Consider the following 13896-nt stretch of genomic DNA (forward strand, 5'->3'; position numbering starts at 1 on the left):
ATTAAACAACTTTACACTTAATTTTAATAAAGTGACCTTTTGCTGTTTTCTGCGGTTTGGTTTGCTGTGCAGATAATCAGCGTTTTTTATTAAAAAAACACTTTACTTTTTAAATGGGAAAAATTATCATTCTCGTTGTCGGTACCTGAGTAAATTACTAAGGTATTGGCAAACGACATTGCTCACATTGCTTCCAGTATTTCGAAGTTTCTCAGCCAGCCATCGCGCTGGCTTTTTTTTATCCGTCAGCGGGCATAAAACTCCACCGGCAGATTATCCGGGTCAAAACAGAAGAAAAATGACTTGCCGGTAAATCCATCCGTGCGGATGCTGTCACAACGGACACCGCATTGTTTCAGGTGTGTTTCCCATGCGGTCAGATCCTGCACTGCAAATGCCAGATGGCGCAGACCACAGGCTTCCGGCTGTGATACCCGCGCCGGACTTGCCGGAAAGGTAAAAAGCTCCAGCAGATACTCTCCGTTCAGTGCCAAATCCACCTTGTGAGAATCCCGTTCCGCACGGTAGTGTTCACTGAGCACGGTTAATCCCAGCACATCACAATAAAACGCCAGACTGGCCGTGAGGTCAGAAGCAATCACGGCAATATGATCCACTTTTTCAATCTTCAGCATATCTTTCCTGTACAACGCCCCGTTGCCGGGGCGTATATCACCTTTATTTACTGCTTTCTTTTACAGAGGCTGAGTCTGCGCTTCCACCGCTGCCAGTGCCACCATGTTGACGATACGCCTCACAGAGGAGATAGACGTCAGAATATGCACCGGCTTGTTAATCCCCATCAGCACAGGACCGACCGTCACCCCTTCCGAGGTAGTCACACGCAGCAGGTTATAACTGATACGGGCTGCTTCCCCGTTCGGCATAATCAGCAGGTTTGCCGCACCTTTCAGCGGGCTGTCCGGCATCAGATCACGGCGGATAGCTTCCACCAGCGCCGCATCGCCATGCATTTCCCCGTCAATTTCCAGTGACGGTTCCCGTTCACGGATCAGCGCCAGGGTATCACGCATTTTCTCTGCGGACGGCGACGGACACGAGCCGAAGCTGGAGCGGGATAACAGCGCCACTTTCGGCTCGATACCGAACCGGCGCACCGCTGCGGCGGCCATCAGGGTGATCTCCGCCAGTTGTTCGGCAGTCGGCTCATCATGCACATAGGTATCGGCGATAAAAGTGTTACCGGTCGGCAGACTGAGCGCATTCATTGCCCCCGCCGTGTGCACGCCTTCGTGGAAACCAAACACATTTTCCACAATCCGGTAGTGATCGTGATAATCGCCGACCACCCCGCAGATCATACCGTCCGCCTCACCACGGTGCACCATGATGGCACCGATACTGGTCGGGTTAGTGATAATGGCACGGCGGGCCTGTTCCTGAGTCACGCCCTTGCGCTTCATCAGCTGATAATATTCCTGCCAGTATTCAGCAAAACGCGGGTCACTTTCATTGTTAACGATTTCAAAATCCTGATCCGGCACAATCTGCAGTCCCAGCTTTTTGATTCGCATTTCAATCACATCCGGGCGGCCAATCAGGATCGGATACGCCAGCCCCATGCTGACCAGTTCCTGTGTCGCATGCAGCATGCGCGGCTCTTCCCCTTCGGCCAGCACGATACGTTTGCGATCTTTACGTGCCATGGAGAAAATCGGCTTCATAAACAGGGTGGTTTTGTAGACAAACTCATTGAGGTGTTCCAGATAGACACTGAAGTCCTCAATCGGGCGCGTCGCCACACCGGTTTCCATCGCCGCTTTTGCCACAGCCGGGGCGATTTTCAGGATAAGACGCGGATCAAACGGTTTCGGGATAATATATTCACGGCCGAAAGATAATTCCTGACCACCGTAAGCGGAGGCAACCTGCTCGCTCTGCTCCGCCAGCGCCAGATCGGCAATCGCTTTCACACAGGCCAGTTTCATCTCTTCATTAATCGCTGTTGCGCCGACATCCAGCGCACCACGGAAAATAAACGGGAAGCAAAGCACGTTATTGACCTGGTTCGGATAATCCGAGCGCCCGGTACAGATGATGGCATCCGGACGGACGGCCAGTGCCAGCGGCGGCAGAATTTCCGGTTCCGGGTTAGCCAGTGCCAGAATCAGCGGGTCACGCGCCATACCTTTGACCATCTCCGGTGTCAGCACGCCCGGGCCGGAACAGCCGAGGAAAATATCCGCGCCCGGCATCGCATCCGCCAGTGTCCGCATACCGTTATCATCAATAGCATACGCCGCTTTGGTTTCCGCCATATTGGCTTCACGGCCTTTGTAGATAACCCCTTTCGAGTCACAGACAATAATATTGTCGCGTTTCAGGCCCAGCAACACCATCAGGTTCATACAGGCAACAGAGGCAGCTCCCGCACCGGAGACCACCAGCCGGACATCACCGATCGCTTTATTGACGATACGCAGTCCGTTGAGTACAGCTGCAGTACTGATAATCGCGGTACCGTGCTGGTCATCATGGAAGACCGGGATTTTCATGCGTTCGCGCAGTTTCTTTTCAATATAGAAACATTCCGGTGCTTTGATATCTTCCAGGTTGATGCCGCCGAATGTCGGCTCCAGAGAGGCAATAATATCCACCAGTTTGTCCGGGTCGGTCTCATTGACTTCAATATCAAAGACATCCACACCGGAGAATTTTTTAAATAAAACCCCTTTTCCTTCCATCACCGGCTTACCGGCCAGCGCCCCGATATTACCGAGGCCGAGCACCGCCGTACCGTTGGAGATTACCGCGACCAGGTTGCCTTTGGCGGTATATTTATAAGCTGCCAGCGGGTCATCCGCGATTTCGAGGCAGGGAGCCGCAACCCCCGGCGAATAGGCCAGAGCCAGATCACGCTGGGTGGTCAGCGGTTTGGTCGGGGTGACAGTAATTTTACCGGGAGAGGGAAACTGATGAAACTCAAGGGCACTTTGTTTTAATTGTTCGTCCATTTCAGGATCCTTTACAGGCGTTAATAACAGGGTCAGGGCGGACCGGCGGTGTAAGCTCTGCCGCCGGTCACGTTATTCAGCGCTACATAATCAGTATACTGATAAATAGCGGAATAGTGAAAAAAGTGTAATATTCATGTAGTTAATGTGCTGAACCTGTTGAAAAAAACAACATATCTCTTATTGGTTATCTGATAATAGCGGCCTTCTCCGGCTATACCGCCAATTATATCTTCCTGTCTTAAACCCTGAACCTCATCCCTATAATATGCTTCATGTTATTAGGGACATTATTATTTTTAAATACTTTGTTATTTGCACATATAACACTTTTGCGTAAAAATTAATTGTCCTGGCGATTATGGTATATTTTGTATTTCAATAATTAATATATCAATTAAATCGTTTTAATTAATATTATCTCATACCGTACACCCGGCAAGGGAGAACTCTATGCCTCATCACACTATTATGGTTATTGATGACCATCCGTTGTTACGCTATGGTTTTAAAATGCTTTTACAACCGGATTATACGTTAACCATCATGCCGGAATTTACTGACAACAATGGTCTGTTCAGCCATATCCATCAGCATACCCCCAGAATGATTATATTGGATATCAATGTCCGTGCTTTTTCCGGTATTGATTTTATTAAAAAATTACGCCACAAAAAAATATCCAGTTATATCCTGGTGTTTTCACAATCACGGGAACGGAATGATATATACGCTGCTATTGATGCCGGAGCTGATGGTTATTTATTAAAAAATTGCGATGTTGATTATTTATTAAGTCAGATTGAAAATGCGTTTAAAGGAAAAAAGATTTTCAGTGAGGCGATTTATAAAATTTTGCAGGAACGTGAACACTATCACGATCCGGTCAGTTACCTGACACAACGGGAAGCCGATGTTCTCAAAGAACTGGCCTGCGGGATGAAAAATAAGGAAATTGCACGGGCGCTGTTTATTTCGGAAGAGACAGTGAAAGTTCATATCCGCAATATACTGAAAAAGCTGAATGTCTCCACACGGCTCGCCGCCAGCCTGCTCTATCTGAAATACCGGCTGCCCCGCTGAGAGGGATCCCCGGGATGGCTGTCCGGGGGTTACTCGCTTTCTTCGTCGATACTCGCCGGTGTCGGGTAATTGAGCAGTTCCAGGGTACCGTCCGGATTTTCGCGGACATCCACCTGGATCACCTCTTTATTCATCCCCCGGAGGATCGTATCCACTTCACTGTAGGCGTAACGGATGTTTTTATCACGCGCCCAGTCCGGCATACCGGTCACACCATAGTAAAAGTACACGGTACTGATGCCGTTGCCCTGGGGCTCTATCGCCTTGATTTTACTGATACGCAGTGCGCCGTAACAAAAATCCTCATGCACCTGCCAGGCGTCTTTACCTTTGTCCGTCAGCTGATATTCCACGCCGGACGATTCAATAGTCGCACTGATAAAACCGACGGAAGCCAGCGCATTCAGCCGTGAAATCATCCATGGCTCTGACTGACTTGAGCTGAACTGCGGCCATTTGTGTTCATCCAGGCACAGTTCGCTGTTTTCCGTAAATTTGAGCTGAAGTTCATTCAGATACACGTCCGTTTGTCCCGCGAGGGTAAAGCTGGCAAATAACAGCGTGCTTCCGGCTAAGTACTCTTTCATCGATCCTGTCTCAACATCTTCCGGATGTTTTTGTCATGGTTATGGCGTAATGCTACCCCACTTTTTTGCATTTATCGAATACTCTCTGCACGTAAGATTCTGGATAACTGCATCAAATTCCCGCATTATGCTATTTTTCGTGTTCACGACAAAGGATAAAAGATGAAAAATACAACCTCCGTCTGCCGGATTTTCGGGATTAAAAACTGCGACACGATGAAAAAAGCCCGGGCATGGCTGGATGCTCATCAGATAGCGTATGAGTTTCATGATTACCGGCAGGATGGCGCGGATACAGAACTGCTCAGTGAATTTGCCCGTCATATTGACTGGACACTGCTGCTCAACAAACGCGGCACCACCTGGCGTCAGTTAGATAAGACAGAACAGGATGCGGTGACAGATGCACAGTCCGCCATCCGTCTGATGTCAGAAAAACCGGCGCTGATCAAACGCCCGGTGCTGGTCTCTGCGGACGGCCGTTATCACCTTGGTTTTAAAGCTGATGATTATCAGCAGTTCTTCAGTCTTCCTGCCTGATACAGAGGAAACACCATGCATTGTCCTGTAACAGAACTGGCAAAACAGCTTATCAGCCGGGAATCGGTCAGCCCGGATGATAAAGGCTGCCAGGCACTGATGGCTGAACGCCTGATTGCCGCCGGGTTTACCGTCGAACATATGCCTTTCGGCGACACACAGAATTTCTGGGCATACCGGGGCGGCAGCGGCACAACACTGGCCTTTGCCGGTCACACCGATGTGGTCCCCCCGGGCGACCTCAGCCACTGGCGCACCCCGCCGTTTGAACCGGCACTGATTGACGGCATGCTGTACGGGCGCGGTGCTGCCGATATGAAAGGTTCGCTGGCAGCCATGATTGTTGCTGCCGAGCGTTTTACTGAACGTTATCCGGACTATCCGGGACGCCTTGCTTTTCTTATCACCTCAGATGAAGAAGCGTCAGCCGTCAACGGCACCGTGAAAGTGGTGGAAACGCTGATGGCGCGCCATGAAAAGGTGGAATATTGCCTGGTCGGTGAGCCGTCAAGCCAGTCCCAATTAGGGGATATGATTAAAAACGGCCGCCGGGGTTCCGTTACCGCAAACCTGACGATTCACGGCACCCAGGGCCATGTCGCCTATCCGCATCTGGCTGATAACCCGGTTCACCGCGCCGCGCCGTTTATACAGGAGCTGGTGGCTGAACACTGGGACAACGGCAATCAGTTTTTCCCACCGACCAGCATGCAGATAGCCAATATCCGTGCCGGTACCGGCAGTAATAACATCATTCCCGGTGATCTGTTTATTCAGTTCAATTTCCGCTTCAGCACCGAATCCACAGCTGAATCACTGAAAGCCAGGATTGCCGCGCTGCTGGAAAAACATCAGCTGAAGCACACTATTCACTGGTCACTGTCCGGCCACCCGTTCCTGACCCCGGAAGGCCCGCTGACCGGTGCGGTCTGCCGTGCCATCGGTCAGTACTGTAATCTGACACCGGAGCTCTCCACCAGCGGCGGAACCTCTGACGGACGCTTTATTGCGCGGATGGGTACACAGGTTGTGGAGCTGGGTCCGGTCAACGCCACCATTCATAAAGTGAATGAATGCGTCAGCGCCGCTGATTTGCAGCAACTCAGCCGTATCTATCAACGGATTATGGAGCAGATCCTGCTATGATGACCTTTGAAATACTGACCGGGCAGACCCGTGATCATGTCATTAATTTTGCCGGTAATCATCACCTGCAATTTAATGCCACCAAAGCGTTTCTCGCCATGCAGAAAGCGGCGGCAACCGCCGGATTTAAACTGATGCCTGCCAGCTCCTTCCGCGATTTTTCCCGTCAGCAGATTATCTGGAATGAAAAATTTGCCGGGATCCGCACGGTAAATGATGCAGAAAACCGCCCGCTGGATGTCTCCGGGCTGTCAGAAGCGGAGCGCTGTCAGGCGATCCTGCGCTGGTCTGCCATTCCGGGTGCCAGCCGTCATCACTGGGGAACAGAGGTCGATTATTACGATCCGTTCCGTCTGCCTGCTGATATTGCTCTTCAGCTTGAGCCCCGGGAATACGAGGAAGGCGGCTATTTTGCCGCCCTTTCCGCCTGGCTGGCGGATAATATGGCACAGTTTGATTTTTATCTGCCGTTCACACAGCGTCAGACCGGTGGTGTGGCTTATGAACCGTGGCATATCAGCTACTGGCCGCTCTCTTATGAAGCGGAGCAGCTTTACACCCCGGAAACGCTTGAAAGAGTACTGAAAACACAGGACATCGCCGGTAAAACATGGTTACTGGCTAATCTTGACGCAATTTATCAGCAATATGTCACATTACCGGAAAGCGATTAATCCGGTGATTTCTCCTCTGACGCCGGGGTATTCTCCGGCGTCATTTCATCTGTTTCCGGCAGGCGCAGCATAAAGATCAGCAGCCAGACCAGAATACACAGCAGTAACAGCCGGATATAAATCAGTTTCACCAGCCAAAGCGACACCGCAAACGTCAGCAGGATCACGATTACTGCACGCCGTTTTGCCTTGCGCGGCAGGCCTTTGTGTGTCTGCCAGTGGCGGATATACCCGCCGAACCAGGAACGGTACAGCAGCCAGTGATGGAACCGGGGAGATGAACGGGAGAAACACCACGCAGCCAGCAGCAGGAACGGCGTCGTCGGCAATACCGGCAGCACAACCCCGAGGGTTGCCAGTATGACGGCAATCCAGCCTGATAACAGCAGCAGTATGCGGGTGAACGGCTTCACGTCCTGAGTCTCCGGTAATGAGAATGCAACTCAATGTTATCGTTGTGTAACACCTTATTCAACCGGCTTGTGATCACAAATGATAATCCGCTGACAAAACGGCTCTCTGTTCCGCACAGAGAGCCGCTCAGGTTGCTTTCAGTATTATTACCGGCAGAAAATCAAATGATTGATACTGATATCACATCAGTGGCGGTACTGACGGCCGGATCGGCACAACGAGCACTGTCGGCCCCTTGCGCTGTAATGCCGCTTTGCAGGCCGCAATTACCTCAGCCTCTGTTTCTGCCCGGACTGCGGTGCAGCCGTAACCGGTGGCAAGAGCCGCAATATCCAGCCCCGGAATATCCAGACCCGGCACCCCCGGCGTATCTTCCAGCACTGCGAAAGATTTCAGAATGCCGTACTGCCTGTTTTCCGGAATGACAAACAGGATCGGTAACTGATGCTGTGCGGCAGTCCATAATCCCTGCACAGAGTACTGCATGGAGCCGTCACCGATAATCGCCGCCACCGGCCGGTTACGCCCGCTGTCCCGTTCACCGAGGGCAATCCCGGCGCTGGCCGGTAATGTCCAGCCGAGTGAACCGCTGGCAAAGGTGTAAAATGAGTCCGGTTTATCCACCGGCCAGGCAGCATGCAGTTCGCCGAGGTTAGAGGGGGATTCCTCGGTCAGAATCGTTTCTTCCGGCATCGCACTTCTGACCGCGCGGAACAGCTGTGAAGCACTCAGTAGCCCGTCTGACGCAGCTTCCGGCGCGGTGGGATGCGGCGCCATACCGTGCGGTTGTTTACTGACGGCAGTTGCCAGTGCCGGTCGTGCACTCACCAGCTCAGTTAACTGCTCAACCGCCAGTACCGCATCACATAACAGGCTGTCTCCGACCGGCGCCCGACCGGCTTCCTGCGGATCATCCGTGATATGCAGCAACCGGAGTCCCGGCGGGATATAGTCACCGGCCACATACGGGTAATAGCGGAAGACCGGCGCACCGATGATCAGCGCCACATCATGCCCGGCGAGTTTGTCCGAGAGTGGTTTCATGGCAAACGGCAGGCCGCCTGCATACAGCGGATGAGATTCCGGGAACGGCGGGCGCTCGGAAGCTGGTGCCGAATACACCGGGATATTCAGTTTTTCCGCCAGCCGGATCCCTGCCTCCCAGCCCTCCCCCCGCGCAAGGGATGAGCCGTAAATCAGTACCGGATTTTTCGCCCCTGACACACTCTGCGCAAACTCCCGCATCCGCACCGGGTCGGCACTGATACGGTGAGACACGCTGCGGACAACCGCCGCATCCGCTTCAGCCGGTTTATCCCAGTCATCCAGCGGGATCGATAAAAATACCGGGCCTGCCGGCGGTTGCAGTGCCATCGCATACGCCCGCATAAAGGCCGCCGGAACATCTTCCGCCCTCACCGGCTGATAACTCCATTTCACCCACGGCTCCGGCAGTGTTTCCGGCTTAATATTGGTCAGCCACGGCTCTATCAGCAGCATGTCGCGGGTCTGGTTACCGGCGGTAATAATCAGCGGCGTGCGGTTCATATACGCGGTAAGAATATTACTCATCGCGTTACTCAGCCCGGCGGAGGTATGCACATTGACCAGTGCAACATTACGGGTGGATTGCGCATAACCATCCGCAGCGGCGACCGCAGACGATTCATGCAGTGTCTGGATATAACGGAAATCTGCCGGAAAGTTTTTCAGGAAAGTTTCTTCTGTCGAGCCGGGATTACCAAAAACAGTCGTGATATTCAGTTGCCGGAGTAATTCAAATGTCACCTGACGGATTGTTTTTCCCATCGTAATGCTCCTGTGAAATCATTATTCTGCTGATACCGGATATACCGGCGAATGGAAAAAGCATGCTGACCACTTTATCTGTCTGACGATAATTTTCACTTAAATAACAATGATAAACATCGTAAATATAAATTAACAGAACAGTGAAAAATTCCGATATTCCGGACTCTATTACAGCGGAAAATAAAGATCAAACTGCGGCTTTATGGCCCTGTTCCTGATTATCAGACCGGCAGAATTATTATTTCTGATATAAAGCAGAAAGATAGAGGTAAGACCAGATAACCCCATCATAAAAGGTCAGTGTAATACCCCTGACGGGGCCGGTTGAGAGTAAACAACGCGATAACATGCTGGCAGTTTGTTAGTCCGTTACAGTTCCGTTTAACTCAGTGCTGTTATTGTCTGCCGCGTGGTACCAATTGGTTATTTTGCTTTTTTTCAGCTCTCCGCGGATGCAGAGAGCTTTTTTTTTATTTCCGGTATACTATCCGAACTATTCAGACTGTTTATGTGCAGAGGTCATATGCTGAAAATATTCTGCTTTATTGCCGTTATTCTTCTTTCAGGCTGTGCCGGGGTTGGTGTCGGTGCATCCGGAGGTTCTGAAGGCGCTTCTGTGGGAATCGGTACAGGTATCGGCTTTTAACCCGGATGTTAATAAATAAGAGCGGTAACAATAGTGCATTAGTCATACAGGATGAAAAAAGTCATATTTAAGATTCAATGTATTGATAAATAAACCCATTTAAAAACCACCTGAGCGGGTTGGTAATATATAATTACCTGAAATATAACCAGGTAAAGCGTATCACCGATGTGCTGAAAACATACCGGCAAAAACTGTATGATGGCATTCCTGAATATGCACAGAAAGCATTACCCCGGTCCGGGGTGCGGGCATTGTTCCGTAGTGAAATTATACGCCATTAATTTATGGAAAAGGCAGTTGGAACATAACTGCCTTAGTGTCCGTCAGACGGAAATAAACATAAATGTGACAGGAAGAAAAAAGATACCGCCGGGAATGGTTGCTGTAATCAAAGGTAATAAAGCAAAAGCTTCCATAAATTACTCCTCATTGTTATCGCTAAATATATTTTAATCAGCATCAATAAAATTTCAATGTACCTGTTATTTTTCAGGTATATCTGCAGGTAAACAACATGATAACCAAACCGTGTCGCGCTGCGTACGGTTCTGACGTGGCGTGCATCGCTGTGCTATTTTTATGCCTTGCCCGATATGCGGCAAGGGTGGCGATATCCGCCTGAATGTCCTGGCATGTCCCCGGAAGATGTGATTAAGAAATGTTATTCCGTGTATGGCGGATGTGATAACCTTATAGCTTCATCTTTCAGGAAAGAATTAACGACCACAACCGTTTCCGGATAGTTCGTGAAAGCCGGGGAAGACACCTCAGTTAACCGGGGAGACAACCCGTTGGGTAATGGTTTTAAACTCATTTTGAATGATAGTGACTTATCCATTCTGATTTATTGATAAATAAAGACAAAAAAAGGTAACAACAATGCATTGGTTAGCAGACTACTGGTGGGTCATCCTGGTGCTGTTTGTCGGCGTGATCCTGAACGCCATTAAAGATCTCAAACGCGTGGATCACAAAAAATATCTGCAGAACCGCAGGGAACTGCCGCCTCACCGTGATAATAACGCACAGTGGGATGATGAGGATGACTGGCCGGATAATAAATCTAAAAAGTCCTGATCTCTTCTGCTGTCTGCTGCGCCCACTGCGGGCGCAGTATCTGCAGTATCACTGCTGTTTCCTGTCTCAGCACACTAAGTAATGCCTTTTTTCCGCTGATATGGCGAGCTTTCAGTATCTCTGGTTTACCGGACAGCAACTGTGACAATTCCGCTGTCTGTGCCGGGTATTCCCTTTGCAGGAGTACCAATGCAGGATCTGCCACCGCCTGTGGTTTAGCGGCATACGCAAACCCGGCCAGCATCCGCCATTCCCATTCATTGAGTGATTCCGCCTGCTCCGGCGGTACCGGTGAAAATCCCCATATCTGAGAAAAAACAGTGCAATCCCGGGCAAACTGCTGTTCTGCGTCATCCGCCAGTGCCTGTCCGGCCCGCGTCAGCGGCAGCAGCAGCATTGCGGTATAACATCCGCTGCCCGCTTCCGGGTGTGTCCCCATTCGGGCAAAACGAAAGCCGCAGGATGTCCAGAACGCAGCCAGTTCCGGGGTATAGCCGAAACTGACGGACAGATAATCCATACCGCTGTTTTTTGCCGCGTCAGCCGCCCGCTGTAATAACTGACGTCCCAGCGCATTGCGCCGGTAGCCTGCATGTACGGCAATACGGCTGATACGGCGTGAACGCAGTTGTGCCGCCTGCGGGAAATAACTGTGTGCCGCCAGCGATTGTGCCAGCAGATTTCCGCGCGGCCGCCGCGTGCCCGCCCAGACAGACAGTGTCAGTGCTGCCGGTAACCCACCCTCGTCGGTCAGCCAGAGCGCCGCAATCACCTGCTGCCGGTGGCGGAACTGCGCGAAATGCTGTCCGGGCGCATCGGCCAGCCGCCGCAGATCCAGCGGGGATGTCCGGTAATGCGCTGCCGTCAGCAGGCCGTAAAACCCGGACAATAAATCCGGATCATCACATAACGCCTGCTGTGTTACGGACTGATATTCACACTTCCCCGTCTGTATGATTTTTTCCGCCGGCTCGGTGAGCAACAGTGCCTTATCGAGCCAGGTTTCCGCCGGGTCATGCTCCGCCCAGCGTACCGGCTGCGTCAGCGTCAGTGCGGTAAACTGCGGCAGTGAGTGACAAAATTTCAGTAAAAATCCCCGCCCTGTGCCTTCATAACCCTGAACAGTGGTCAGCAGCAGCACACGGGGAAATACCGCCGTAAAACGCGCGAGCAGCGGCAACGGGATCATCGCCGCTTCGTCGATCACCAGCCAGCCGTATGTGCTGACATCCGCCGTTTCCGCCAGTGTCAGTAAATTATCCGGGGCGATAAATTCCGTTTGTTGTGAATCATGAAGATAGCGCTGTATCACCGTGACCGTGGCTTTTGCCGGGGCACATAATAAATGACGGCCCGGCGATTCTGCCAGGAACAGACCGGCCACGGCGGATTTGCCCCGTCCTCTGGCCGCGGTCAGACAGAAAATGCCGCTTTCCGCACGGCGGAGCTGTGCCAGTATCTGCTGCTGCGCAGGGGTCGGTGTGCCATCCGGCGGCTGCCACGCGTTTTGCGGCGGCAGCAGAGTCATGTCAAATGGCCTGTTTTCATACCGGCAGAGATGAGCGGGATGGATAAGTGTACGGGCGAAGTGGCGCATAAAATGCGGCGCGGGGATCATCTGTCCGCCGTCATTCCAGCGCAGGCTGTCCTCATCCGGCCGGGTCTGCCATTGTGATTCCGGCGGCAGCAGCAGGATCAGCCAACTGCCCGCCTGTAATGTGCCGGCCAGCATAGCCAGTGCTTCACTGTGCAGCCCGCGCCGGGCATCAAACACGCCGTGACGGAACTCCTGTCCCAGCAACAGACGGGCTTTCTCTGCCACTGTGCCGCCGGGCAGCTGAGCGGAAATGATCGGCCAGTCTCCGGGCGCCGCGTCTCTGATTTCCTGTAACCGGGATTCACACCAGTCGTCACTGCCGCTCAGTACCCACAGACGGCGAATACCCTGTATGCGGAGCTGTTCTGTGCAGGCGTGAAACAGTGCGGGTAACATGGGAACCGCTACATCTTACCGACAAGCAGTGACAGGATCCCCGCCGCGATCAGCGGTCCGACCGGAACCCCTCTGAACAGTGCGACACCGATAATGGTACCCACCAGCAAACCAGCAACCGTGGACGGCTGGTTACTCATCAGTGTAACGCCCCGGCTGCCCAGCCAGGACACCAGTATGCCGATCACTATCGCCAGCAGGGATTTCCAGTTCAGAAAGGAGCTTAAAACATCATTGGCACTGATTTTACCGCTGGCAATCGGTGCCATCACACCGACGGTCAGAATGAGGATCCCCAGCTTGAGGCCATATTTTTCCACAAACGGGAAATAGCCGTTGAGCGGCGTGATGCGCACAGCCAGCAGAAAAAGAATAGCCAGGGTTACCGTCATGTTATTACTGATAAGCCCGAGCCCGGCTAAGACCAGGAGGATAATCAGGGTCGGGTCAATATTACTCATATCAGATCCTGCGTGTCGGGGGGAATGAAAGCCGCCAATAGTATGCCGTTATACGATGATAATCAAACTCTGCCGGTTTTGCAGGAAAAACCGGCAGAAAGGCTTATTTCAGTGCGGAAAATGTGTCACATTGCGCAATATTACCGCTGTCAAAACCGCGTTTGAACCACTCATAACGCTGTGCGGATGTTCCGTGTGTGAAGCTGTCCGGAATAACCCGTCCCTGACTCTGTTTTTGCAGACGGTCATCGCCGATGGCCTGCGCCGCATTCAGAGCATTTTCCAGATCACCGTTTTCGAGGATCCCGGCTTTTTCCATCTCATGGCCCCAGATCCCGGCAAAACAGTCAGCCTGTAATTCCATTTTCACTGACAGGCGGTTTGCCTCTTTCTGACTGCTGCGCTGCTGGCGCTCGCGTACCTGACGATCGATACCGAGCAGATGCTGAACATGGTGCCCCACTTCATGAGCGACCACATAGCCC

13 protein-coding genes are annotated in these 13896 nt (G+C 51.9%); 5 read left to right on the top strand and 8 right to left on the bottom strand.

All coding sequences use genetic code 11. From position 1 onward, the window contains the following. Positions 1–245: 245 nt before the first annotated feature. Positions 246–635: a VOC family protein gene (locus GN208_RS17110; RefSeq protein WP_004235330.1), complete on the bottom strand. Its 390-nt coding sequence runs from the start codon at positions 633–635 to the stop codon at positions 246–248. A gap of 60 nt (positions 636–695) precedes the next feature. Then, entirely contained in the window at positions 696–2975 is a 2280-nt protein-coding gene (maeB, locus tag GN208_RS17115; protein ID WP_004235329.1) for an NADP-dependent oxaloacetate-decarboxylating malate dehydrogenase, read from the bottom strand. 453 nt (positions 2976–3428) lie between these two features. Between maeB and GN208_RS17120 the strand changes: the two genes are divergently transcribed. After that, positions 3429–4058: a LuxR C-terminal-related transcriptional regulator gene (locus GN208_RS17120; RefSeq protein WP_004239967.1), complete on the top strand. Its 630-nt coding sequence runs from the start codon at positions 3429–3431 to the stop codon at positions 4056–4058. Between the two features lie 29 nt (positions 4059–4087). Here GN208_RS17120 and GN208_RS17125 read toward each other — a convergent pair whose 3' ends face one another. Further along, on the bottom strand, positions 4088–4645 hold the full coding sequence (locus GN208_RS17125) for a hypothetical protein (RefSeq protein ID WP_004235326.1): 558 nt from the start codon (positions 4643–4645) through the stop codon (positions 4088–4090). Positions 4646–4807: 162 nt separating this feature from the next. Here GN208_RS17125 and GN208_RS17130 point away from each other — a divergent pair, with 162 nt between their 5' ends. Genes GN208_RS17130 through GN208_RS17140 form a run of 3 tightly spaced genes read left to right on the top strand, consistent with a single transcriptional unit; the run spans position 4808 to position 7005 of the window. Then, positions 4808–5185, top strand: a complete 378-nt coding sequence (locus tag GN208_RS17130) for an ArsC family reductase (RefSeq protein ID WP_004235323.1) — start codon at positions 4808–4810, stop codon at positions 5183–5185. 15 nt (positions 5186–5200) lie between these two features. After that, positions 5201–6331 carry a succinyl-diaminopimelate desuccinylase gene (gene dapE, locus GN208_RS17135; RefSeq protein ID WP_004235321.1) on the top strand — a complete coding sequence of 377 codons (1131 nt, stop codon included), beginning with the start codon at positions 5201–5203 and terminating at the stop codon, positions 6329–6331. Continuing rightward, positions 6328–7005, top strand: coding sequence for a M15 family metallopeptidase (locus GN208_RS17140; protein ID WP_004235320.1), 678 nt, complete (start codon positions 6328–6330; stop codon positions 7003–7005). The genes dapE and GN208_RS17140 overlap by 4 nt, the downstream gene beginning before the upstream one ends. Here GN208_RS17140 and GN208_RS17145 read toward each other — a convergent pair. Next, the gene (locus tag GN208_RS17145) at positions 7002–7418 is read right to left on the bottom strand and encodes a DUF454 family protein (protein WP_015422762.1); all 417 of its coding nucleotides are present in this window, start codon (positions 7416–7418) and stop codon (positions 7002–7004) included. The genes GN208_RS17140 and GN208_RS17145 overlap by 4 nt on opposite strands. A gap of 181 nt (positions 7419–7599) precedes the next feature. Next, positions 7600–9228: a benzoylformate decarboxylase gene (gene mdlC, locus GN208_RS17150; protein ID WP_004235317.1), complete on the bottom strand. Its 1629-nt coding sequence runs from the start codon at positions 9226–9228 to the stop codon at positions 7600–7602. 1531 nt (positions 9229–10759) lie between these two features. Here mdlC and GN208_RS17155 point away from each other — a divergent pair. Continuing rightward, the gene (locus GN208_RS17155) at positions 10760–10957 is read left to right on the top strand and encodes a YpfN family protein (RefSeq protein WP_004235313.1); all 198 of its coding nucleotides are present in this window, start codon (positions 10760–10762) and stop codon (positions 10955–10957) included. Here the strand turns inward: GN208_RS17155 and GN208_RS17160 are convergent. From GN208_RS17160 to GN208_RS17170, 3 genes are all read right to left on the bottom strand, one after another. After that, positions 10944–12950, bottom strand: a complete 2007-nt coding sequence (locus tag GN208_RS17160) for a GNAT family N-acetyltransferase (RefSeq protein ID WP_004235311.1) — start codon at positions 12948–12950, stop codon at positions 10944–10946. The genes GN208_RS17155 and GN208_RS17160 overlap by 14 nt on opposite strands. An 8-nt stretch (positions 12951–12958) precedes the next feature. Beyond that, the gene (locus tag GN208_RS17165; protein WP_004235310.1) at positions 12959–13411 is read right to left on the bottom strand and encodes a DUF441 domain-containing protein; all 453 of its coding nucleotides are present in this window, start codon (positions 13409–13411) and stop codon (positions 12959–12961) included. A 103-nt stretch (positions 13412–13514) separates the two neighbouring features. Further along, the coding region (locus GN208_RS17170) for a neutral zinc metallopeptidase (RefSeq protein WP_243828495.1) at positions 13515–13896 on the bottom strand (382 nt) is incomplete at its 5' end.

This window comes from Morganella sp. HSTU-ASny43 (assembly GCF_022819185.1).
GTDB classification, from domain to species: domain Bacteria; phylum Pseudomonadota; class Gammaproteobacteria; order Enterobacterales; family Enterobacteriaceae; genus Morganella; species Morganella morganii.